We start from the raw sequence: 21,881 nt of genomic DNA, 5'->3' as shown, positions 1-21,881 counted from the left end.
TCGCAGGCAGAGCATCTCGGTGAGGATCGGCGGCCCATGATGACAGCGGGGGTGCCACCCCGTCCCCGGCCGGCCAAGGAATCGGCCCCGCCGGTTTCCTTGGCCGGCCCGGTCCCGGCGGCGGTGCCTACGGGCGGGGTCCGGCTTCCAGGGCGGGAGGAGCGTCCTGGCCTTGCTCGATGCGCAGCTGTGCGGCGACGGCGTCGGTGCGGGCGCGCAGGGCGAGCACCCGCTCGCCCGTGGGCGTTCCCGCCCGGGGCGCCTCGGCGGGCAGGACGGGCACGCCGTTGGCCTGCGCGGTGAGGACCAGGCTGTGCATGACCTCCGCCTGCTGGGCCAGCAGGGCCGTGGTGAACAGGTTGGCGTGCAGCGTCTTCTTCATGCCGAGCGCACCCCGGTAGGTGATCTCGCAGGCTACGGCGACGGTCTCCAGCCGCTGATCGGCGGCCTGTTCCAGCGCGGCCAGCATCACGGAGGCGAGACCCTCGACGACCTTGGTGACCAGCCACTTCCGGCCCGGAACCATGGGCAGCAGGTCACGGATCCGGTCGATTTCGGCGTCGAGCGCCTCCGTCGTCATGGCGCTGAACGCGTCGTGCAGTTGGAGGTGGACCACCTTCGACCACGGGATGTCCTCCCCGTCGAAGCCGACCGACTCGGGGCCGAAGCGCAGGGCGCCGATGGCGTCCAGCGGGCGCAGCGCCTTCGCGGTGACGGCGGGCACGCGCGGGTGGCGGCAGACGAGGGCGCCGAGCGAGAACTCCCATTCCTGGTGCGCGGGCGCGGCGGGCGCCGGGAGGGAGCGGAGGGCGGAGACCACCCACTCGCCCGAGGCGTTGGTGCCGGCGCGTCCGGCGTCGACGCCCCGCTGGACGGTTTGGGCGACGTTGCTGCCGAAAGCGGTGGCCGTCGTGCCCACCGAAGCCCCCAGGCTCTTCGCCCGCTCGAATATGCCCATTGCGCTGACCTTGCCTCACCTGCGTCGATCTTGATGCGGCCGACACTCTACCCAGGCTTTGGCCGAAGATGATCCATCGCGGGAGCCGGCCTCCGGACGCTCTGTCCGCTCCCATCCGTTTCGTGGAGCAGTGCCTGTACAAGCTGACCCGGCTGGACAACGGCTCCGCGTACCTGCGCATGTCGGCGATCACGAAGGCTCCCCGGCGCCGTCGCCCTCGACAGGGCGGCGGCGCCGTCGCACTAGCCCTGCGTGCCGCTCTGGTCGACGGGGTACAGGCCGAGCTTGCCCTCGGGGTCGGCCGGGTTCGCGCCCTTGACGTCGCCGACGTAGAGGTTGATACGGGCCTTGTAGCGGTCGAGGGCGGCGCGGTCGCTCATGAACTTGCCGAGGCCGAGCGGGTTCATGTTCGCGTAGTCGAAGATGCCCTTGCGGCCGGCCGGGGTGGCGACGTCGGTACGGGAGCTCCAGCCGTAAGACTTCTCCTGGTACTGCTTCGACAGGATCCAGCTCATGTACAGCTTGGCGGCGGCCTTGTGCGGGGCGTCCTTGAGGATGGCACCGGTCTGCGGCCACGCCACCCAGGGCGACTTCTCCGGGATGCTCGTCTTCGACAGACCGCTCGAGCTGCCGGAGCTGCCGAAGTTCGCCACGTAGCCGTCCTTGCCGACCAGGGCGGAGGCGTCAGCGGTGCCGCGGACGAACTTGGGGTTCTGGGCGAGCAGCTTGTTGAGGTAGTCGAAGCCGTATTTGTCGGTGAGCTGCTTGAAGTAGTAGAGGACGGCGTCGTCGTCGTTCGGGTACGTGAAGACGAGCTTGTTCTTGAGCTCGGGCTTCAGGAAGTCCTCGGCCTCGACGGGCGCGTCGTCGCCGAGCGTGGTGGCGGTGACGTTGGCGAAGCCGATGAAGAACAGTCCTGTGTAGTAGCCGTCCTTGTCCTTGATCTTGTCGTAGACCTTGTTCCAGCCGACCGGCCTGTACTGCTCGAGCGCCCCTTCCTTCTTCCAGCGCGGGAAGTCGTCGAGGGTCTGGAGGTGCACGACGTCGGCCACGACCTTGTGCTCGGCTATCTGGTTGTCGAGGCGCGCGTCGTGGTTCTTGCTGAAGTCGACGACGGTGTCGACCTTCATCTTGGGGAACTGCTTGATGAACGCGTTCTTGAGGTAATCGGCCTGGCCGGGCTTGTCGCCGCCGGCGTAGACGACCAGGCGCCCGCCCTCGGCCAGAGCGTCCTTGTACAGCTTCTGCAGCTGCTCGTCCTCGCTCGCGCCGTGCGACGAGCGGGGAGCGGAGGGGGTGGCGGCGGCGACGGTGGCTCCGCTCGCGGCGAGCACGCCGAGGGCGACGGCTGTGGCCCAGACCTTCCGGGTGGACTTCACAACGACTCCTTCGTGGAGGGATGCGCAAAAAATATTGAAAGTTCAATGACTCTCGAGAGCCACCCTAGAACCAGTTTCTTGAATATTCAAGAATGTGGGAGTGGTGTGGCCCACGCCTGGTGGAAGGCGGTCCTGGCTCCCTGGAGGCGGCGGTCGTGATGGTGCCGCCCGGGAGCTTCGGCGAGGACTTGCTCGAACAGGTCGACGGTGCCGACGACCCCGAAGCCTGTCCGATCACCCGAGAGGTCGACGGTGACGGTGTGCAGGGCGGCGGTCCGGAAGGGCGACTCGTCCAGCCCCCACAGGGGTGGGCCAGGGCGTGCCCGGACGGCGGGGCCCAGTTCGACGACCGCACCGCTCCAGGAAGCCCGCGCCCACTCCGATGCGTTATATGATCATTACTTTACGTTCGGGGTCGTCGGGGAGGGGCAGTCATGGGCGCGGGGGGATCGGCGTGGAAGAGGGCGCAGGAGGCTCGGCGTCATGAACGCGAGCTGCGTGAACAGTTACGGGCCGCCCAGTGGGAGGTCCGTAACTGGGAAGCGGCCAGCGAGGGCGAACGCAAGGTGGCCGCGAAGCTGCACATCCTCACCCGGCACGGGTGGCGCCTGCTGCTCGACCGGCGCTGGCCCGGCACCCGTTCGGCCAACGTCGACATGCTGCTGGTCGGCCCGGGCGGCGTCTTCATCATCGACGTCAAGAACTGGCGGCACGCTCCCGAGGCGGCCGACGGGCACCTGACGGCCGGCGGGCGCACGTACGACCGGGAGGTCGACAAGTTGCTCAAGGTGACCCGGGTGGCGGAGAACGCCGTCTCCGCGCGGAACCTGTCACCCGTGGCCGTCCAGCCGCTGATGGTCTTCGCCGGCCGGTCCGTGACCGCCCGGCTCGGCACCGTACGGCTGCTGGGGGAGCGCGAGGTGACACCGGCGCTCATCGCCGAACGGCCCCGGCTGCGCCCGTCCGAAGTGCGGGCCGTCGCCGACCACCTGGAGCGCGCGTTCCCCGCCTACGAGGACACCTCGGCCCACATCCGCTCCGCGACCCCGACGGCCCCCTCCGAGCCCGGACCCGACGACGCGCTCTTCGACGTCGAGGGGATACGGAACGCGGCCATGGAAGCCGCCCGCAGTGCCCCGATCGAGCAGTGGATGACGTTCCTCCACCCCGACCAGCTCGCCCTCGTACGCCGCGCCTGGTCCGGCCCGGCACGCGTCAGCGGCCCCGCGGGCACCGGCAAGACGGTCGTCGCCCTGCACCGCGCCGCGTACCTCGCCGCACGTACGCCCGGCCGGATCCTCTACGTGACCTTCGCCAACAACCTGCCCCGCGTACAGAGCACGTTCCTCAGGACGATGGCCCCGGCGGTCGCCGACCGGGTCGACTTCAGCAGCCTGCACGCATGGGCGGGCCAGTTCCTCCGCGAACGCGGCGTCGCGAGCACGCTGGACTCCGGCAGGGCCGGGGACGCCTTCAGCCGGGCCTGGAAGACCCACGGTCGCGGCACAGTCCTCGAAACCCTCGACGCGGCCCCCGGCTACTGGCAGGAGGAGATCGACTACGTCATCAAAGGCCGGGGCATCACGACCTTCGGGCAGTACGCGCCCCTGCCGCGCCCGCGCCGCCGCACCAACCTGCGCCGGCCCCACCGCGAGGCCGTATGGGCACTGTACGAGGAATACGAGCGCAACCGCACCGGCAAGGGCGTGCACGACTTCAACGACATCCTCGCCCTCGCCCTCGACGAGGTCCTCGCGCACCCCGGCGCCACCCCGTACACGTCGGTCGTCGTGGACGAGGTACAGGACCTCACCTTCGTCGGCGTACGACTGCTTCACGCGCTCGTCGGCGACGCGAACAACGGCCTGCTGCTCGTCGGGGACGGCCAGCAGGCCATCTACCCGGGTGGATTCCGCCTTTCCGACGCGGGCATCGACGTCCGCGGCCGCGGACAGGTGCTGCGCAAGAACTACCGCAACGCGAAGGAGGTCCTCGACGCCGCGCTCGCCGTCGTAGCCGACGACTCCTTCGACGACATCGACGGCACTCCCACGACCGGGCGCCGCGACGTCGACCTCACCTACGGAGACGGCCGGGTCACCAGGTTCACCGCGCCGACCCGGGCCGAGCACGACGAGGCACTCCTGGCCGCCCTGCACGCACTGGGCCCCGAGGCGTGGCCCGACTCGGCCGTGCTCTGCCGCACCGGAACGGAGCGGGAGCGCTACCGACGGCTGCTCACCCGGGCCGGCATACCCCTGATCACCCTGGAGCAGTACGACGGGCGCCCGGTACCCGGCGTGAAGCTCGGCAGTTACCACCGGGCCAAGGGTCTGGAGTTCAAACACGTGCACCTGCCCGACCACGACGCCCCGGCCACGACGGCCCCGAGCGACGGCACCGACGACGGCATCGCCCGCGAGCGCCGCGAACTGCACCGGAGTCAGCTCTTCGTCGCCATGACACGCGCCAGGGACACCCTGTGGCTGGGCTCGGTCAGCCGGCCGTAGGACACCGGCGCCGGACACCGGCCCCGTCGGGCCTTCGGGTCGCGGTAGCCGGGCTGGAGCGCGGATATTGGCTCCGTCACGCGGTCGACGGAGGAGAGCAAGTTGGAGATAAGGGTGTTGGGGCCTTTGGAGGTCCTGGCGGAGGGCCGTCCCCTAGCGCTGCCGGCCGGGCGCGCGCGGATCGTCCTCGCCGTGCTGGCTCTGCATGCGGGCAGGACGGTGTCGGTCGACCGGCTGATCGAAGCCGCCTGGGGAGAGGACTCCCCGGCCACGGCCCGCGCCCAGGTCCAAGCGTTGGTCTCCGCGCTGCGGCGTGCCCTGGCCGTCGCCGACCCCCGCTCCCAGGCCATCGAGACCCACAACGGAGGCTATGCGCTGCGCGCGGACGGCGTCCGCACGGATCTCGCGTCGTTCACCGGGCGGATACGGCAGGGCCGGGCCGTAGCCGCCGCGGGCCGCCACGGCGAGGCGGTGGGCTTGTTCCGGGCCGCTCTCGCCTTATGGAGAGGACCGGCGTTCGACGGGTTCTCCTCCCGGCTGCTCGAGGCGGAGGCCGCTCAATGCGAGGAGATCCGGCTGGCGGTCCTTGAAGAGTGCATCGGCGTCGAACTCGACCTCGGGCTGCCGACGCCGAACATGGACCTGATGACCGAACTGCGCGCCATCACCGTGGCCCATCCGTTACGGGAGTCCGCGCAACGGCTGCGGATGATCGCACTGCACCGGGCCGGGCGCCCCGCCGAGGCCCTGACCGCCTTCCACGAGGCCAGGAGAGCACTGGCCGACGAACTGGGGGTCGAGCCGGGCCCGGCCCTGCGGGCCCTGTACCAGCAGATCCTTACCGAAGACCCCGGTCTGGCACCGGAGGGGGCCGACCGGCCGCGGCAAGCAGGATCTCTCGCGTCGCGATGCACCTTGTTCGGCCGTGAGCGCGACATCACAGGGCTCGTGGGGCTGGTTCTCGAGCGGCGGATGGTCACGCTGGTCGGCCCGCCCGGGGTCGGCAAGACGCAGCTGGCCCTGGCCGGGGCCACGAAGGCGGCCGGCCGCCTGTCCGACGGTGTGTACGTCGTGGAACTGGACGCGGTGACCGGTCCCGAGCTGGTGCCGAGTGCGGTCGCGGGCGCACTCGGGATTCCGGCCGGGCCGGGCAGACCGGTCATGGACGCGCTCTGCGGCGCTCTGGCGCCACGCCACGCCCTGCTCGTCCTGGACAACTGCGAGCACCTGCTCGATGCCTGCGCCGAGCTGGCCGACCTCCTGCTGACCCGCTGTCCCCGGCTCCACATCCTGGCCACCAGCCGTGAAGCACTGGCACTGCCGGACGAGGTGATCCAGCCCGTCGGACCGCTGGACGTACCCCCGGAAGACACCATGGAGGCGGTCCTGCGCTCTCCGGCGGGGCAGATGTTCCTCGACCGCGTGGCCGCACGCCGCCCCGGATTCGCCATGACGGACGAGGCACAGGCGGAGCTGGTCGCACGTATCTGCCGGGCCGTGGAGGGACTGCCCCTCGCCGTGGAGCTGGTCGCAGCACAACTGCGTACGTACGCACTGGCCGAAGTCGCGGCCCGACTCCCTCAGCAAATGCGGTCGCTGTCACGACGCCGGGCCACCCCCGACCGCCACCGCTCCCTCGAAGCGGCGATCGCCTGGAGCCATCGCCTGCTGTCCCCGGGCGAACAGCGGGTCTTCGCCCGACTGTCCGCGTTCTCCGGCGGCTTCACCCTGGCCGCCGCCCAGGCCGTCGCCGCGGACGTCCCGGCCGCGACGGTACAGCCCCACACGCCGCCCCACGCCGCAGCCGTCGACACCACGGTGCGCGACCTCGTCGACCGCTCGCTCCTGCAAGCCTCGCCCGAGGACGAGCCCACGCGCTACCGCTTGCTGGAGCCCATCAGAGAGTTCGCGCGCGAGCAGCTCACCCTGCACGACGAGGGACCGGCGATACGATCCCGCCACGCCGCGTACTTCCGGGAGATGGCCGAACACGTCCAACTCTCCGACGACGCCCCCGGAGACGGCCGTAACGGGGCGGAGCACCGGAGCATCCGGCTCAGAAGAAGCCTCCGGCGCGAGCTGCCCAACCTGAGAGCGGGCCTCGACTGGTCCTTCGGCCCCGGCGACCTCGACGACGGGCTCCGGCTGGTCGGCGCCATGTCCTGGATCTGGGTCGGGCTCCCCGGCGAGGGACTGCAGTGGGTCGAGCGGGCCCTGACCCGACTGGGCTCCGCCCCACCCACGGTCCGCCCCCAGGTGCTGTACGCGGCCGGGCTGATCCACCTGAGCACCGACCTGACCCGCGCGGCCGCCCTGCTGGAGCAGGCCGCGCACTCCGCCGAGGCGTGCGGGGACGCCCCCCGGCAGCTGGAGGCCCTGGCTCAGCTTTCCGTCGTACGCTGCATGCAGGGAGACGCCGAGGAGTCCGCCCGGACCGCCGAACTCGTACTGACCATCGTCCAGCCCCTGGCCACCGAGTCCGCGACCGCCCGGGCCAGGGTGGCCGTCGCCGTCGCGCGGTGCGGACTTGGGGACCTCTCCGTCGCCGCGCACCATCTCGAACTCGCCGAAGGCGTCCTCGCCGCCCACGAGGACCGCGAGGCACTGGCCACGGTCCGCTGGGCCCAGGCCGAGCTCGCCTACTACCGCGGTGACCCGCACAGCGCGGCCGCGCTCTCCGCCGCAGCGCTACGGGACACAGCGGTCGGGCACGACCTGTTCGCCACGGTCTGCCGCCGAGCACAGCACGCCCGTAACCTCCAGGCCGCCGGAGACCTCGCCACCAGCGCGCGCCTGCTCCGTACCGTACTGCGCGCCTGCCTCGACAAAGGCCTGTGGATGCCGGCCGTGGACGCTCTGATCACCGCCGCACGCCAGGAAGCCGACCGCGGGCACCCCACCCGCGCGGTCACCCTCCTCTCCGCGGCGAACACCCTGCGCGCCACGACCGGCAGGCACCCGGCGCCCGTTGAACACCCGGTGTTGCGAGCACTGGTAGGACGCCTTCAGGAGCGCCTCGTTGCGGGGGAGCACTCCGAAGCCGAGAAGCACGGCAGCGCCATGACGGCCGAACAAGCCATCCGCCATGCGCTGGAAGCCTCGCCTCCGGCCTGGACCAGTCCACCCCATGCGCTGTCATAGCCATGACATAGGCCGTCGGGGCGCTTTCATGGCGCGGCTTGTGAGAGTGGGAAGTGGCACCCGGACCGGGCGCCACACGCATCAACCACTCACCACGACTGCGGTAAGGAACCCCACTCATGCGAGCCAAGATCATCCACGGCCTGGCCGCGGCCGCAATGCTCGCGGTCCCGCTCACCGCCGGAACCGCCAGCGCCGCCGCACCCGCGGCGTCCCGCACTATCGCGGCCCCTCAGGGCTGCACGCACTGGTATCTCTACAACAAGGAAGGCACGACCGAAGGCTATATCTGCGGCTATTACGCCACAGGGTGGGTCAGGGACGACCGGGCCGACGGACGCTGCCCGTTCACCCGCTTCTACACCTGGGACGACGAAGTGGTGGACGGTCCGCTAGTCGGCCCGAAGGGCACCGTGAAGAACTTCACCGTCTACGCGCCCAACGGCGGCCAGTTCCTGGGCTACGCATCGATCAAGTGGGCAAGCTGCTGAACCGCACCGCTGAAGAAGTGACGTCCAGGACAATTCACACGCAGGGGCAGGAGAGACATGCGTATGCACCGAGGCCGGCTACTGGCGGCCCTTGTGACCGGCGCGGCCCTTTCGCTGTTCACCAACGGAGTCGCGTCCGCTACGGTCGCGAAGTGCGACAACGGTACGTGCATCAAGGTCATCGGCAAGGGGCTGCACGTCTCGGACGTCATGATCAGCGAGCAATTCGGCCACGTCCGCTCGGGGTACTACTTCGCGAAGGTGCGGTATGGCGGAGGAAACATCGAGTGGAACTGGACCGATTGGCAGAACGGGGCGTACGTGATCTACATGAAAGGGCTCAGCAGCAGGAACTACCCCGATGGCGCGATGATGTGCGCCGGCGTGGAGAGGACGCAGGAGCCTTTGGACTACCCCGACGAAGTCTGCATCAAAATCCACAAGTGATCGACCGATTGCGTGAAGCCGTGAGCCGGTGACGTGACGAGCGGCCGGGGAACACGCCCCGGCCGTTGCTCGGCACCCCAGCTTCGGCGGCCGCCCGGCACGCGAGGGTCTTGACCGCCTTGATCCACCGCCTGTCTCCGACCGACTGCCTGCTCCGCGATGAACGGGGGCGTGGGCGGGTATCCCATGGTGGGAAAGTGGAGCCGGCCTGACGGGGGAGTCATGGATGGGGACACGCGCGCAGCCGACGTGCAGCCTTCTGCACCGGAGGTCGTCGGGTTCGGGGCGTTGAACGTCGACTACATCGCGAGCGCTTCTCGGCTGTCGGCCCGGATGGCCGAGCAGGTCTCGGAGTCGACGGCCCGGTTCGAGTGGAACACCGAAGGGCCCGTCGACGAGCTGACCATCAGCAAGGCGATCCAGCGGCTCGGCGCGTCGTCGCTGGATGCCTCATTAGGTGGTTCGGCGTGGTTGACCATCTTCACGCTGGCGCAGATGCGACTGGGCCTGCGGCTGGGGTACGTGGGCGTGGTCGGCCGGATCGAGACTCCAGGACTGTCGTTCGTGCGGCAGATGGATCTGCTGGGGATCGACCGGCGCTGGGTGGCCCGCCGGCCGGCCCGGCTCTGCGGCATCTGCCTGTCCTACCTGGACGACGTCGAGCGCGTCATGCTCACTCATCCCGGCGCCAACTTCGCGATGGCCGACCACCTGCGTGCCCACGGCGAAGAGATCGCGGCGTACCTGGCCGGCGCTCGGATCGTGCATGTCACCTCCTTCCTGGACGAGGTGACACCGCCCGTGATGCTGAAGGTTCTCACCCGGGCGCGCAGCCGCAACCCGGCGCTGAAGATCAGTTTCGACCCCGGCTTCGACTGGGCGGCACACCGCAGCGACGCCATCGACGGAATCCTCGCCCTGAGCGATCTGCTCTTCGTCAACCACCGGGAGTTCAAGGCGCTGGGCGGCTACTCGCTCGGCGAATCCGACGAGGTGCTCTCGCGCAGGGTGCTGGCGCGCTGTTCGCGGGGATGCACCGTCTTCGTCACCAAGCGCTACGACTCGATCGAGGTGTTCCGGGACTCCAGAGCCGGAGTGCTCGCACAGCGCTTCCACCTGCGTCGACCCTTACGCGAGACGCAGATCGAAGACGCGACGGGCGCCGGCGATGTGTTCTCCGCCTCCGTCCTGGCAGCTCTGCTTTCGGGGCGCCTGCAGGTGGAACTGGGGGCGTACCTCGGTCTGAGCTTGTCCCGGTACCGCATCGCCCGAGGGGACCTCCACCCCTCCGCCGCCCTCCCGGCGGTGGGGCGAGAGGGATTCCTGCAGTCGACCGAAACGCTGACCGGACCGAGTACCCGGCCCAGAGCCGTGCTGGTGGCCCACGACGGCGGGAGCCAGTGGCAGACACTGCGCAGGTTCCTGCAGGAGGACTGCCGACTGACCGTCCATACCCTCGGCAGGGCCCAGCCCGACGGCGGTGACGTCACCCGGCTCATGCACGATCAACTGGGACGCTGCGGATTCGCTGTATCCGTCCTCACCGCCTCTCGGGTGATGGCGGGAGGCCGGCGCCGGGCGAGCGAGGAGATCGTTCACCAGGTTGGCGTCTTCCAGGGCTATTACGGATTCGGGCGTGTGGCGATCCTGGCTGAAGAAGGATGCGAGCAGTTTTCGAACAACGCGGGGTTGATTCGAATGAGCTTTCCGCCGGGGCGTATCGACAGCACCTTCGTGCAGCTGGAGCGCATGCTGGTCCGGGAAGCAGTCCTGGTAAGGAGGCCGCGGACGTGACCACTGACTTGAGCGACGGATCCCCGCCGGCAACACAAGCGGAGTTCGCCCTGGACGTCGTCGGTGTCGGCGCCCTCAACCTCGACTACATCACCCACGACGACCGCGGTACGGACGCGGACCGCTCGATGCCCCTGAGCGCGCGGATCGCGGCCCTGCTGGACGACGGCAGCCCCGTCCCGGAGTGGGGCACCGAGGCGGCGGTGAACGAGGCCACCGTCTACGCCGCGCTCGAGGCGGTCAACGCCTCGGCCTTGCAGACCTCACTCGGCGGCTCCGCGTTCAACGCCATCAACACCCTCGCCCAGCTCCAGCTCGATCTGCGCCTCGGCTACGTCGGAGTCGCCGGCCGCGTTCCCGGGCCCGGTCTGTCCGCCGTCCAGAGGTTCCAGGAACTCGGGGTGGACCACTCCCTGGTCTTCCACGACGAAGAACACCTGTGCGGCGTCTGCTTCTCCTACACCGAAGACGGAGAACGCACACTCCTCACCCACGCGGGCGCCAACACCGCGATGGCCGACCATCTCGACGCGGCCTTCGACCGAGTCGTCGCCTATCTCGCCGGCGCTCGCGTCATCCACGTCACCTCGTTCCTCGACGACCACACCCCGGCGCGGCTCCTCGCGCTGCTGCGAGCCGTCAAACGCATCAGCCCCGCCACACGCATCAGCCTCGACCCAGGCCACGTCTGGAGCGTCAACCACACGGCCGACGTGGACGCGATCGTCGGCCTCGCCGACTACCTGCTGCTCAACCACCGCGAATTCCATGAACTCGGGCACCGCACAGGACAGGACACCGAACAAGACGTGGCCTCGAGGCTGCTGGAACGACTCGCCAACGAACGCGGCGTCGTCATCGTCAAACGCCGCACGGGCATCCACGCCTGGCGCCGCGAGAACGACAAGGTGCTCGACGAGTTCTACCCCCAGGTCGTCCTCCCCGACGACCAGATCGAGGACGCCACCGGTGCGGGAGACGTCTTCGCCGCCGGCCTGCTCGCGGTCCTCACCGGAGACCGGCTGCGGATCGAACTCGGCTGTCTGCTCGGCATGACCCTGGCACGTCACAAACTGCGCTACGTCGGCAGCCACGGACACGCACAGCTCGCCGACGTCACTCGCGATTTCATCCGCACTCTGGACGCGGCCCGACGTACCGCCGCCCAGCCGACCGGCGTCTTCGTCGCCCACGGACGCAGCCCGGAGTGGCTGGCGGTGAAGGCCTTCATCGAGGAACGCTTCGGCGTACCGGTCTACTCCTTCGAATCCGAATCCTGGGGCAGTCGTCCGGTCACCGAAGCATTGAGCGAGTACCTTCAACGGTGCAGCTTCGCGGTCTGCATCCTCACCGCCGAAGACACCACCGACGACGGTCACCTGGTCGCTCGCCAGAACGTCATCCATGAGATCGGCCTCTTCCAGGGCCACTGCGGATTCGATCGCGTCCTCGTCCTCATCGAGGACGGCTGCGACTCCGTCCCCGCAGCGGCCGGCCCCTACTCCACGACCTTCCCCCGCCACGCCATCAGCAGGACCTTTTGGCACATCGACCGCACCCTCCAGAGTCACGGCTTCGAATACGCCTGACGTCTGATGTCTGACGCCTCGGGCCTGACGCATGGGGCGGGGACGGCGGCCGGCGAACCTAGCGGAAATCGCCCGCGTGCTCTTCCGCCCACGAACGGAATGTGCGCGCCGGCGTTCCGGTGATCTCTTCCACCGTGGAGGTGATCAAGTTCGATCCGGGCCGCGTTTCAGCGCTGGCCAACAGGGCCTCGACGAGAGCGGGCGGCCGACGGTCGGCGAGCATCTGCTCTCGCGCGATCTGGAGGGGAACCTTCTCGAAGCGCGTCGTACGGCCGATCACTTGCCCGATCGTGTGTACCTGGTCGGCTCTGCTCAGTACCTGCGGGCCGGTCAGGACGTGCTTCGCGCCCGTATGCCCGTCATCGGTCAGCGCATGTACCGCCACGGCCGCGATATCGCGCTCGTGGATCACCGCCGTGGCGGCGATGTCGGGACCGCGAACGACGTGCGCGGTGCGGACCTGCTCGGCCCACCCTCGCGCGTTGGAGGCGATGGTGTTCGACCGCAGGATGGTCCACCCCAGGCCGGACTTTTCGATCAGGCGCTCCATGTCCGCGTGGAGCTGGTTGATCGGGTCGGTCTGCCGTTCGGCGTCCTCGTTCACACCCGACGACGACAGATAGACGACGCGGCGGGCATGTCGTGCAATCGCTTCCAGTACGGCAGGGGCGCCCTCGACCGTAAGGAAAGGCCAGACCAGGAACACTGTCTCGCTCCCGGTCAGTGCCCCCTCCAGCGTGTCCGGCTCGGACAGGTCCCCACCTACGACCTTGACGCCCTCCGGTAGCTCGGCCGATTCGGGATCACGCGCCAATGCACGCACAGCGTTGCCAGCGGCCAGGAGCTGCGCAACAACTTCTCGGCCTACATTGCCTGTCGCGCCAGTCACAAGAATCTCACTCATGATCAGGTCAGCCTCGGCCGTGCTCGGAGTATTCCGTCCTGCCTGGCCCGGACGCGAAGGCGAAGGCGAGGGCGGGCGGTACAGGATGTGGCGGAGGCGGCGGGGCATCACGGCCGTCGGGGACTTCCTGGACCTGGACGTCGGGGGTCTCTCGGGGGCGGGTCAGGGTCTTCCCTGTCGTACCGGCAGGCCCTGACCGGAAGACTCGACATCGTTCGACAACCGCCGTCCTACGAAACCGGAGTCTCCCGCATGCGCCGCTCATCGGCCCTGTCCCTGGCCGCAGTCACGACCGCCGCCGTGATGCTCACCATGGCCCCCGCGCAGGCGGAGACGGCCACGTCTTCGGGCCTGGACCGCGCAGCCCTGAACGAGGCCATACATCTGCGCCCCGGCGAGGGCGCCGCCGGCGCTGTGGCCGAGGTCCACAAGGACGGGCAGACCTGGCAGGGAACCTCCGGAGACCTCGTGACCGGCAAGCGGATCAGGACCGACGCGCACTTCAGAATCGGCAGCATCGCCAAGCCCATGGAGGCGGTGATCCTCCTTCAGCTCTCCGCCGAGGGCCACATCGACCTCGACCAGAGCGTGCAGCACTACCTGCCGGGCCTGCTGCCGGAGGACCGGTTCAAGGAGCCCATCACCGTACGGCAGTTGCTCAACCACACCAGCGGACTTCCCCAGGACTTCGAAGGCGCCCCCGGGACCTCCCCGGACCAGGACATCGACCGCCGCTTCGACTACCTCACCTTCGACCAGATCATCCAGCAGACCCTCCGCCCCGAGGGCAGGCCCGGCCCGGGCCCGCGCTTCAGCCCCGGCACCAAGCAGGAGTACAACTCCTTCGGCTACCGCGTCGCCGGCAAGCTCATCCCGGAGGGTCACCGGACACTCGTACCAGCACGAAGTGACCAAGCGCATCCTCAAGCCGCTGGTCGCGAGACCGCCCCGCCGCACCCGGCCGCAGCACCCCGTACCCCGCCCGTACCTCCCCGGCCTGCCCAGGAGCAACGGCGAGCTTGTCGACGTCAACGAGCAGGGTGGCCTGCCCGCCAGCATGACCTCCACCACCGGCGACCTCGACCGCTTCATCACCGGCCTGTTCGACGGCAGCCTCCTGCGCCCGGCCCAGGCCACCGAACTCTTCACCGTCCCGCGCGGCACCGACAACAAGCCCCTGCCCTACGCGAACGACTCCAACTGCAACACCGGTCCCACCAAGGGAACAGCCTGCTACAGCGTCGGCCTGATGTCGGTCCCCCTGCCCGACGGCTCGATTCTCTGGGGCAAAACCGGCAGCGACCCCGGCTACCGCAGCGGCGTCTTCGCCTCCCGCGACCTCAACCGCCGAGCCGTCTACGCCCTGGGCACCTCCTCCACCGACGACCAAGGCGCCCCCGCGATAGGCCTGCGCCTCGCCCTCGCGGCCTTCGGGAAATGAGACGACCCGGCGCGGCCCCTGGGGTATCGGGCCTTCCTGCCGCCGCACCGCTCTGCCCTGACCCATTACACCGATCCCGTCACCGCCACAACGGAGGCCGCCGTCATGAACGGCCTCACCATGCGCGGCCTGGCCGGCACCAGCGCTCCCAGCCGTGGGGAGATCGAAGCGGTTCTGCGGCGCGTTCTGACCCCCAACCCTGTTCTGCATCCGGCTGAGGGTCGCGGCGACGGGCAGTCGGACAACACATGTGAGTCTTGCTGGGTGCGGTGATCACACCCGATCGTGGGCTTCGGCGGCGGTCTTCAGGTCGTGCAGCCATGCTTCGAGGCCCTGCCGGAGGATCTCGGTCGCGGCCGGGACGTTCGCGTCGACCTGAGGGCCGGTGTGGGTCTCCTCCGTGCTCACGAGTACGCCGTTCCTGACCTTGGTGAAGTTCCAGACGTGCACGCCGTCGATGCGCAGTCCTTCGCCGACCGCGGGGCCGGTCCAGCGGATGCAGGACCCGGGCTTGACCTGACGGACGGTGGAGGTGATGTCCAAGCCCGTAGCGGGCGTGTGGGGGTTGGGGGGTATCGGCGTCGTCCAGTGGAACGCGGAGCCCGGACGGAACGGGCCGTGGTCGAGGCGTTGCGCGGTCGTGACGGCAGTCTGCCAGGACGGCCAGCGCTCGACGTCGGTCTGCGCCTTCCAGATGATGTGCAGTGGTGCGTGGATCACGGTCTGCGTCCTGTAGCGCACGCGTGCGTCGGGATCCACGCCCTTCCCACGGCAGGTGAGGGACGCGTTGGGGCGGTGGGCGGTGGCATCGGCGGGCGCGACGGCGGTGGCGAGGACCGTGAGTGAGATAGGGATGGCGAACAGGGCGGCGCGGATGCTGGTGCTGCGGATGCCAGGCATGGCAGATCTCCTTGTCGGTCGGTGGCGCGCGTTGTCCGGTGGGTGGCCTTCACATCACGGGCAGGCGTGCGGGTCGGGCCCGACGGAGGGTCACGATAAGTGCGAGGGACGCGGCGATCACGACCGGGACTGCCGCGATCAGAGCGAACTGACCGACGACCATCACGGCGGCCGCCCAGGCGGCGACGGTCAGCGACAGCGGAGTGGGCCGCCAGTCCGTGCGAGGTCGGCGTGAACTGGATGTAGTGGGAGTCGAGTTCATGACTGTTCCCCTTGTCTGGTGCAGTGCACGAGCGTGGGGTGAACTGACGGAGCGAGAGAGTGATGAGCTCACTCGTTCGTTAATGGTTATAACTCGCATACGGCAACTGGTCAATACGTTCGTGATAGCCTCTAACTGTCAGCAGTCGCACCACAGTTGGAGAAGGGTGGCTGGCCGTGGCGAAGACGGACACGAAGACCCCGCGGGAGCGCTACCGCGCGCAGGTGCGCGCGGAGGTCAAGGAACGCGCCTGGGAGCAGATCGCCACGGCGGGAGCATCCGCGCTCTCCCTCAACGCCATCGCCCGGCAGATGGGCATGACCGGCCCCGCGCTCTACCGCTACTTCGCCAGCCGCGACGACTTGATCACCGAACTCATCCGGGACGCGTACCAGAGCCTCGCCGAGACCTTCCGTACGGCCTCCGCCAGTGGTGCCGACCTCGCCGGGCTGGCCCACGCCCTGCGCGGCTGGGCCCTGGAGGACCCGCAGCGGTACCTCCTCATCTATGGCACCCCCGTCCCTGGTTACCACGCGCCCGAGGACATCACCGGCATCGCCTCCGAGATCATGGGAACCCTGCTCGGCGCCTGCACGGCACTCGCCTGCGACGATCCCGCGGCGCCGTTCGCCACCCACCTGGCAGACCATCGGCACTGGGCAGCCGGCCACTCCGCCCCGGCAGCCACCCTGCACCAGGCGCTGAACTTCTGGACCCGGCTGCACGGCGTCCTGTCCCTGGAACTCGCCGGACACTTCACCGGGATGGGCTTCGACCCCGCCCTGCTCTTCGCCGCAGAAGTCAACGACCTGCTGGCCGACCGAGCCTGAGCGAGTTGGACCTGAGTGATCGCGGCGGTCGGTGGGCCGACGCACTGGCTGCTGGTGCGGTCTGGGGCGAGGTACGGAGTCCGGCTCGCCGGATCCTCGTACCCCGGCTGGGCGAATGGCGTCGGCCACTGCCACGCCGCGTACTGTCTCAAGTGACGACGTCCTGACGTGCCGATATGCGCGCACCAGCTGTCGGACGTGACCAGGGGTGCCGGCTTCAGCTGTCGTGTCCGGCGGTTCGGCGCTGCTTGGCGCGGTGGGCGAGCGCATCGAGGATGCGTTGCCACGCCGGTGATGACTCGGAGATCCGGGAAATGGCCAGCTTCACGTACTTTGGCTCGCTGCCGTTTCGTTCGTGCTTGATCTCCCACGCATCCAGGTCGTCGATGAGCCGGTCCAGGCGTGGATCGTCCCGATCCCAGTCGACTGATTGATCACAGGCGAGATAAAGGCGCATCGTCTCGGGGTCGTCGAAGCCGGCGTTCTTGTCGCGTATCCGCTGCGGCATGACGTGCGGATCCAGTGCCTGCATCAGTATCCACGAGTCGCGCTCCAGTCGTACCCTCTGTTCGCTGATCCCAAGACTGCGCATCCGGTTGAGGAGGGCGACCACCTCGGGAGGCAGGACAAGTCTTTCGCCGCTGGCCAGTTCAGCGATCCGGCGGCGGTAATCGGTGAGCTGGTCGATCTTGCGCTGCAATTCGGCGTCGATGTCGGTGATGGCCACGGCGAATTGGGTCGGCTGTGCATGCAGCAGCGCGTCGATACGGGCCAGTGGCACACCGGCATCGGCGAGGGTCCTGATCCGGATGAGATCCACCACCGCTTGCGCGCTGTAGCGGCGGTAGCCGGAGGCGTCGCGCTCGGGCTCGGGCAACAGGCCGACGTGGTGGTAGTGGCGGACGGTGCGCACGGTCACGCCGGCACTCGCCGCGAGCCGGCTGATCGTGAGCACCGTCCTCCTCTGGTTTTCGTGCAAGGCAATTGAGCCGAGTCTATGGGCGAGCCGCCCGGTCGACGATGTCGCGGATCGCCTGGACCACGGCATCGGGGCGGTCGAAGCAGAGCCGGTGGTGGAGGGTGTCGGAGAGGAAGCGTTGTTCCCCCTGCGAGACCGCGCTCACCAGGGCCGCGTCCATTCTCGTCTTGCCATCGCGTATTTCCTGCAACGTCCGCTCCGACATCAGCGCCTGCTGGGCGGGGTCGATGCCCAGCACGGTGAGGGCGACCACCGGGACGTCAGGAATGTTCGGCCCGGCCCGCAATTCACCGGCGAGTTCGGCCAATGCGCTGCGCTCGGCGATGCCGACGCGGAGCCATTCGTCACTCTCATGGGCATCGATCAGCGGCTGCCGTACGTGCTCCGGGTAGTCCGCGAGCAACTCGTCGCGCATCTCGCGCAGGGCCGGGCGCATCTGTTCGAGCTGCTCCAGATCAGGCGCCGTCTGCTCGAAGGCGGCGAGATGCATTGCGGGCGGCAGGAACGTGTCCCAGTCGCGATGGAGGGCGTCCAACCAGACCAGTCCCGCCACGTCCTGCGGGTACAGCTGCGCGAACCGATGCGCGTAGAAGCCGCCGAGGGAGTGTGCCGCCAGAATGTACGGGGCGGCGATGCCCTGGGCGCGCAGCAGCTCGTGCAGCTCCGTGGCGACCGCGGCGGCGGTACGCGGCAGCGGGAGGGGATCGCTGTAGCCGGTGCCGCCGCGGTCGTACACCACAGCGGTGGTGAACTGCGAAACTCCTTGCTGGACACCGAAATAGTCCAGGCCGGCCGCGCTCGCGCCCGGCAGGAACACTACGGCCGGTCCGCCGCTGCCCGACCGATGCACGAAAACACGGCGGCCGTCGATCTCCTGGAACCCTCCGATCGGCGGAGCGAGCCGATCCGAGGAAGTGATGTGGTTCGTCATGCGGAAAGGCTCCAACCCTGACGCAGGGTCAGGGTCAAGCCCCTCCGCCGCAGTACCCGAAGCGTGCGAGCTTTAACGACGGTCGGATGGTTCGCGGTGTGGGACTGAGCCGCTCAGCTCGGTGACGAGCCGGAGGAGGCGGCGGTGCGTCGGGTCTCCGTGAGGTGGATGCCGATGTACCGGGCGAGGATCAGCGGGTCCTGAGGGACATCGGCCTGGAAGGTGACGCGACGGAGCAGGCCGACATCCTCGAGTGCGATGCCCTCGCGGGCGAGGACGAAGACGAGGGCGAGGAAGGCGCACCGGGCGTTGCCGTCGTCGAAGGGATGGAAGAAGCAGACGTCGAGATAGGCGCGTGCCGCGCGAGCGGTCAGGGGCAGGGCGCGCCCGCCGTTCGTCGCGCTTTCGGCCAGGCAGGCATCGAAGCGGGCGCGGGTGTCCGGACCGATGCCGTAGCGTTCCCGGCCCCCCTTGGCGAAGGCGGGCGAACTGCGGAACGGCGGCACCTGCGGCGTGTCCAGGACGTGCTGCTGCCAGCGGCGGAGCAGTTCGAAATCGAGCGGGACGCCGCGTGCCGCGTCGGCCCGCAGCAGCTCCAGGGCGGCGAGCAGGCCCGCGGCACGGGCGGGGTCCACGGCGCCGTCGAAGGCGCGGATGTCCTCCGCCGCGCCGTCGCGGCATGGGATCACCGGACCGTCCGCGCCACCTCCCGGGGCTTCCTGCCACGGCACGGACTCACGCAACGCGAGCCAGCGCCGCAGGTGGTCCGGGGCCGGCTCGGGGGACCGCGTGCCGTCGTCCGGCCGCAGCGACAGCGCGAGCCGCTCCGCGACGTCGTCGACCAGCACCGTCTCGGGGCCGGTCCAGCTGCGGAACCGCCCGCCGATCGCCTCCTCGACCAGCTCCTGCGCCATGTCGGGTGCGACTCCCCAGCGATCGAGGAACCAGGTGAGCACCTGACGGCAGTGCCTGTGCCAGCCGCTGCCGCTGCCGGTGCGGTCGACGACCTGCAGGATCAGGTTCCGAGCCGCGCGCTCCCACCAGATCCGCTGGTCCTCGACGGCGTTCAGCTGCAGCGGATAGGTCTCGAACCATCCGGCGAGACTCTCCAGCCACCCGCGCCACTCGCACAGCGCGGCGACGACGAGGGCAAGCGTCTCCTCCGGGGTGGTGATCGAATCCCGTGGGCAGCACCAGTTGCCCACCGGCCCTCCGTCGAAGTCCCCTTCGTCGTGTGCCCAGCGCCAGCCCACGGTCCAGCGGCCGTAGCGCTGGACGAGGGCATACGACATGGCGTCGGCCCAGAGCTTGGCCTCGCCGTGGCTCCAATCGCTCATCGCCAGGTCGTGGAAGGGGATGTCGGGGCGGCGAGGCACCCGCCGGGCCGGCCCGAGCGATTGCACCACCTGCGCTGCCGACGCGCTGTCGAACGGATGACGGGCAGGATCCACTTCGTCCCAGCTCAGAAAGCCGGGAGCCAACTCAACGATCACCGCGCAAGCCTGCCACGCCCACCCAGGGCCCGTTCAAGTGGGTTTCTCTGCCGGATGGCGTCATCGGCCTCGGCCGACGCGACCCGCGACCCGGCGCTCGCCACCGGGGCCCGGGCCATGGCGGACTGGAACGGCACCGGCGCCGCCGTCCCCGCGTTCGAGCCCCGATCGGCCTGTGGCTGCCCTGGCCGTTACGGGCTGGAGCTCATGGCGGTGCTCAGGGGCTCAGGGCATCAGATCGCGGTAGAGCGGATCGGTGAGGTCCGGCCGTACGTCACGGGCCACGATGGGCCGCCCCGTTTTCAGCCGCGAGAGCCTGGCCACGTCGGTGAAGGACAGGTCGACCTGCGGGATCCCGTAGGAGATGAGCTCGGCTACGGAGGTGCCATAGGCGACACCCCGTACCTCACCCCAGAGGAGCGCGCCCGCACACATCGCACACGGCTCGGCGGTGGAGACCACCACGTGAGTGTGGAGGTCGAGGTCCATCGCCACGGCCTTGCGCAGCAGGTTCATCTCGGCGTGCTCCGTGGGGTCGCCGGAGACGTCCGTGGTGTTACGGGCTCCGGCCACGACGGCCCCGCTGCTTACGCCGACCAGGACCGCCCCGAACGGCCAGCGGGCCTCGCGGGCCCGGTCCACGGCGGCGGGCATGGCGCGCGTCACCGCGTTCCGGAGAGGTGCGGGCCAGTCCCCGCTCCAGCGTTGCGGCTCGGCGATCGCGGGTGGTGCGGGCGTGCCGAGCGCGGCGAGCGGGGCGGCAGCGGCCGCCGTGCGCAGGAAGTGGCGCCGGGATGCCTCCGGGAAAGTCATCCCCCTTGTATAGCGGCCCGGTCGGCCCGGTCAGTCCTTGTCAGGCGTGACCGAAGTCAGGAACCGGCGAAGACCGACGTGTGTCCGCGACGCGACGGCGGCTGACCTCTCGTAGTGAAGATTGAGCGTTTCTCAGCGAAGGCTGGTGACCAGGGTGTCCTGTCCCAGGCCGCGACGGATCGCGATCTCCACGGGTGAGTACGCGCCGTCGGCCCGCTCCAGTTCGTACGGCGCGGCCGGCATCAGCGGCGGCTGGGCCATGAAGCGCGGTCGCACCCCATGGTGCGGTTGCGCCGCGTGGACCAGGAAGGGATGGCATAGGAAGACGTCGCCCGGGGACCCGGTGGCGAGGGCGAGTGGCCGGTGGTCGGAGGCCGCCACCAGATCGGGCGCAAGGGTCAGCCCGCTCGCCCCGTCCTCCCCGTACTTCTCCAGCACCTTAGGTACGTCGAGGTGTGAGCCGACCCGGATCCGGGTCGGGGCGTCCTTCTCGCCGACCTCGCTGAACAGGAACAGCATCAGCAACGCCCGGCCCCGGGAGCGCAGATTCGTGAAGTACCAGCTCTCGCCCTCCGGCAGATAGCTCCCCTCGATGTGCCAGCCCGCGTCGTCCGGCTCCTCCTCGTGCGGGAAGCGCAGCGGGAACGTGCCCAGCGAGTAGCGCGGCTCCCAGCGTCCCGCGCCGACGAGCAGGTCGTACGCGCGCTGCAGGGACGGAGAGTTGGGTGCGGTGGCGAAGGGCCCCTGCGCCATGCCGGCCACCCAGTGCACGGGCTGCGTCCACGTCGCTGGATCGTCCGGGTCGCAGCCCGTCTCTCGCCACAGCAGCCGCGCGCAGTCCGCGGCCACGCGCGGCGCGACGGCGCCCTCCAGCTTCACGAAGCCGTCGCGGAGGAAGCGGGATACCAAGGTCGTGTCATCCATGCCCCCATCGTGCGGCGGCACCAGCCCCGATCACCCGACATTCCCCGCACCGCTTTTGTCGGGTGTTCACCAAGCCCCTTCTTGCCCATCTGAGA

The 21,881-nt window shown here is 69.4% G+C and carries 18 protein-coding genes and 1 pseudogene; 9 read left to right on the top strand and 10 right to left on the bottom strand.

Features of this window, described 5'->3' with window-relative positions:
* Window positions 1–127 precede the first annotated feature (127 nt).
* Window positions 128–958, bottom strand: a complete 831-nt coding sequence (locus J1792_RS33185) for a hypothetical protein (RefSeq protein WP_086571413.1) — start codon at window positions 956–958, stop codon at window positions 128–130.
* A gap of 242 nt (window positions 959–1,200) precedes the next feature.
* On the bottom strand, window positions 1,201–2,337 hold the full coding sequence (locus tag J1792_RS33180) for an ABC transporter substrate-binding protein (protein WP_207248931.1): 1,137 nt from the start codon (window positions 2,335–2,337) through the stop codon (window positions 1,201–1,203).
* 434 nt (window positions 2,338–2,771) lie between these two features.
* On the opposite strand from J1792_RS33180, the gene J1792_RS33175 reads away from it, so the two are divergent.
* The 6 genes from J1792_RS33175 (at window position 2,772) to J1792_RS33150 (ending at window position 12,309) form a co-directional block, all read left to right on the top strand.
* Window positions 2,772–4,847 carry a nuclease-related domain-containing DEAD/DEAH box helicase gene (locus J1792_RS33175; protein WP_207248930.1) on the top strand — a complete coding sequence of 692 codons (2,076 nt, stop codon included), beginning with the start codon at window positions 2,772–2,774 and terminating at the stop codon, window positions 4,845–4,847.
* Between the two features lie 102 nt (window positions 4,848–4,949).
* Window positions 4,950–7,988: an AfsR/SARP family transcriptional regulator gene (locus J1792_RS33170; protein ID WP_207248929.1), complete on the top strand. Its 3,039-nt coding sequence runs from the start codon at window positions 4,950–4,952 to the stop codon at window positions 7,986–7,988.
* A 119-nt stretch (window positions 7,989–8,107) separates the two neighbouring features.
* Complete coding sequence (locus J1792_RS33165) at window positions 8,108–8,479, top strand: hypothetical protein (protein ID WP_086571478.1); 372 nt, start codon at window positions 8,108–8,110, stop codon at window positions 8,477–8,479.
* A gap of 57 nt (window positions 8,480–8,536) precedes the next feature.
* Window positions 8,537–8,926, top strand: coding sequence for a hypothetical protein (locus tag J1792_RS33160; protein WP_207248928.1), 390 nt, complete (start codon window positions 8,537–8,539; stop codon window positions 8,924–8,926).
* A gap of 222 nt (window positions 8,927–9,148) precedes the next feature.
* Window positions 9,149–10,720 carry a carbohydrate kinase family protein gene (locus J1792_RS33155; RefSeq protein ID WP_086571474.1) on the top strand — a complete coding sequence of 524 codons (1,572 nt, stop codon included), beginning with the start codon at window positions 9,149–9,151 and terminating at the stop codon, window positions 10,718–10,720.
* Entirely contained in the window at window positions 10,717–12,309 is a 1,593-nt protein-coding gene (locus J1792_RS33150) for a PfkB family carbohydrate kinase (RefSeq protein WP_207248944.1), read from the top strand. Before J1792_RS33155 ends, J1792_RS33150 begins: the two co-directional genes overlap by 4 nt.
* A gap of 58 nt (window positions 12,310–12,367) precedes the next feature.
* Here J1792_RS33150 and J1792_RS33145 read toward each other — a convergent pair whose 3' ends face one another.
* Window positions 12,368–13,213: an SDR family oxidoreductase gene (locus J1792_RS33145; RefSeq protein ID WP_207248927.1), complete on the bottom strand. Its 846-nt coding sequence runs from the start codon at window positions 13,211–13,213 to the stop codon at window positions 12,368–12,370.
* Window positions 13,214–13,465: 252 nt separating this feature from the next.
* Between J1792_RS33145 and J1792_RS34905 the strand changes: the two are divergent.
* Together J1792_RS34905 and J1792_RS34900 are read left to right on the top strand one after the other, a co-directional pair.
* Window positions 13,466–14,026, top strand: a pseudogene (locus J1792_RS34905) (serine hydrolase domain-containing protein); the annotation flags it as partial.
* Window positions 14,027–14,120: 94 nt separating this feature from the next.
* On the top strand, window positions 14,121–14,654 hold the full coding sequence (locus tag J1792_RS34900; protein ID WP_307843162.1) for a serine hydrolase family protein: 534 nt from the start codon (window positions 14,121–14,123) through the stop codon (window positions 14,652–14,654).
* Between the two features lie 273 nt (window positions 14,655–14,927).
* On the opposite strand, the gene J1792_RS33135 is transcribed toward J1792_RS34900, so the two are convergent.
* Together J1792_RS33135 and J1792_RS33130 are read right to left on the bottom strand one after the other, a co-directional pair.
* Window positions 14,928–15,554 carry an SRPBCC family protein gene (locus J1792_RS33135; protein WP_086571467.1) on the bottom strand — a complete coding sequence of 209 codons (627 nt, stop codon included), beginning with the start codon at window positions 15,552–15,554 and terminating at the stop codon, window positions 14,928–14,930.
* A 49-nt stretch (window positions 15,555–15,603) separates the two neighbouring features.
* Complete coding sequence (locus J1792_RS33130; RefSeq protein WP_207248926.1) at window positions 15,604–15,816, bottom strand: hypothetical protein; 213 nt, start codon at window positions 15,814–15,816, stop codon at window positions 15,604–15,606.
* A 176-nt stretch (window positions 15,817–15,992) separates the two neighbouring features.
* Between J1792_RS33130 and J1792_RS33125 the strand changes: the two genes are divergently transcribed.
* Entirely contained in the window at window positions 15,993–16,646 is a 654-nt protein-coding gene (locus tag J1792_RS33125) for a TetR/AcrR family transcriptional regulator (protein ID WP_086571465.1), read from the top strand.
* 217 nt (window positions 16,647–16,863) lie between these two features.
* On the opposite strand, the gene J1792_RS33120 is transcribed toward J1792_RS33125, so the two are convergent.
* The 5 genes from J1792_RS33120 to J1792_RS33100 form a co-directional block, all read right to left on the bottom strand.
* Complete coding sequence (locus tag J1792_RS33120; protein ID WP_086571463.1) at window positions 16,864–17,601, bottom strand: MerR family transcriptional regulator; 738 nt, start codon at window positions 17,599–17,601, stop codon at window positions 16,864–16,866.
* A gap of 40 nt (window positions 17,602–17,641) precedes the next feature.
* Window positions 17,642–18,556 carry an alpha/beta fold hydrolase gene (locus J1792_RS33115; RefSeq protein WP_086571461.1) on the bottom strand — a complete coding sequence of 305 codons (915 nt, stop codon included), beginning with the start codon at window positions 18,554–18,556 and terminating at the stop codon, window positions 17,642–17,644.
* Window positions 18,557–18,669: 113 nt separating this feature from the next.
* Window positions 18,670–19,893 (bottom strand): Fic family protein, encoded by a 1,224-nt coding sequence (locus J1792_RS33110; protein WP_242647030.1) that lies wholly within the window; start codon window positions 19,891–19,893, stop codon window positions 18,670–18,672.
* 381 nt (window positions 19,894–20,274) lie between these two features.
* Window positions 20,275–20,862 (bottom strand): nucleoside deaminase, encoded by a 588-nt coding sequence (locus tag J1792_RS33105; protein ID WP_086571457.1) that lies wholly within the window; start codon window positions 20,860–20,862, stop codon window positions 20,275–20,277.
* Between the two features lie 132 nt (window positions 20,863–20,994).
* On the bottom strand, window positions 20,995–21,786 hold the full coding sequence (locus J1792_RS33100) for a phytanoyl-CoA dioxygenase family protein (protein ID WP_086571455.1): 792 nt from the start codon (window positions 21,784–21,786) through the stop codon (window positions 20,995–20,997).
* Window positions 21,787–21,881 lie beyond the last annotated feature (95 nt).

The organism is Streptomyces triculaminicus, from assembly GCF_017349075.1.
Lineage (GTDB): Bacteria > Actinomycetota > Actinomycetes > Streptomycetales > Streptomycetaceae > Streptomyces > Streptomyces triculaminicus.
Note: the sequence above shows the minus strand (reverse complement) of the source record. Positions and strands in the feature narration are given on the sequence as shown.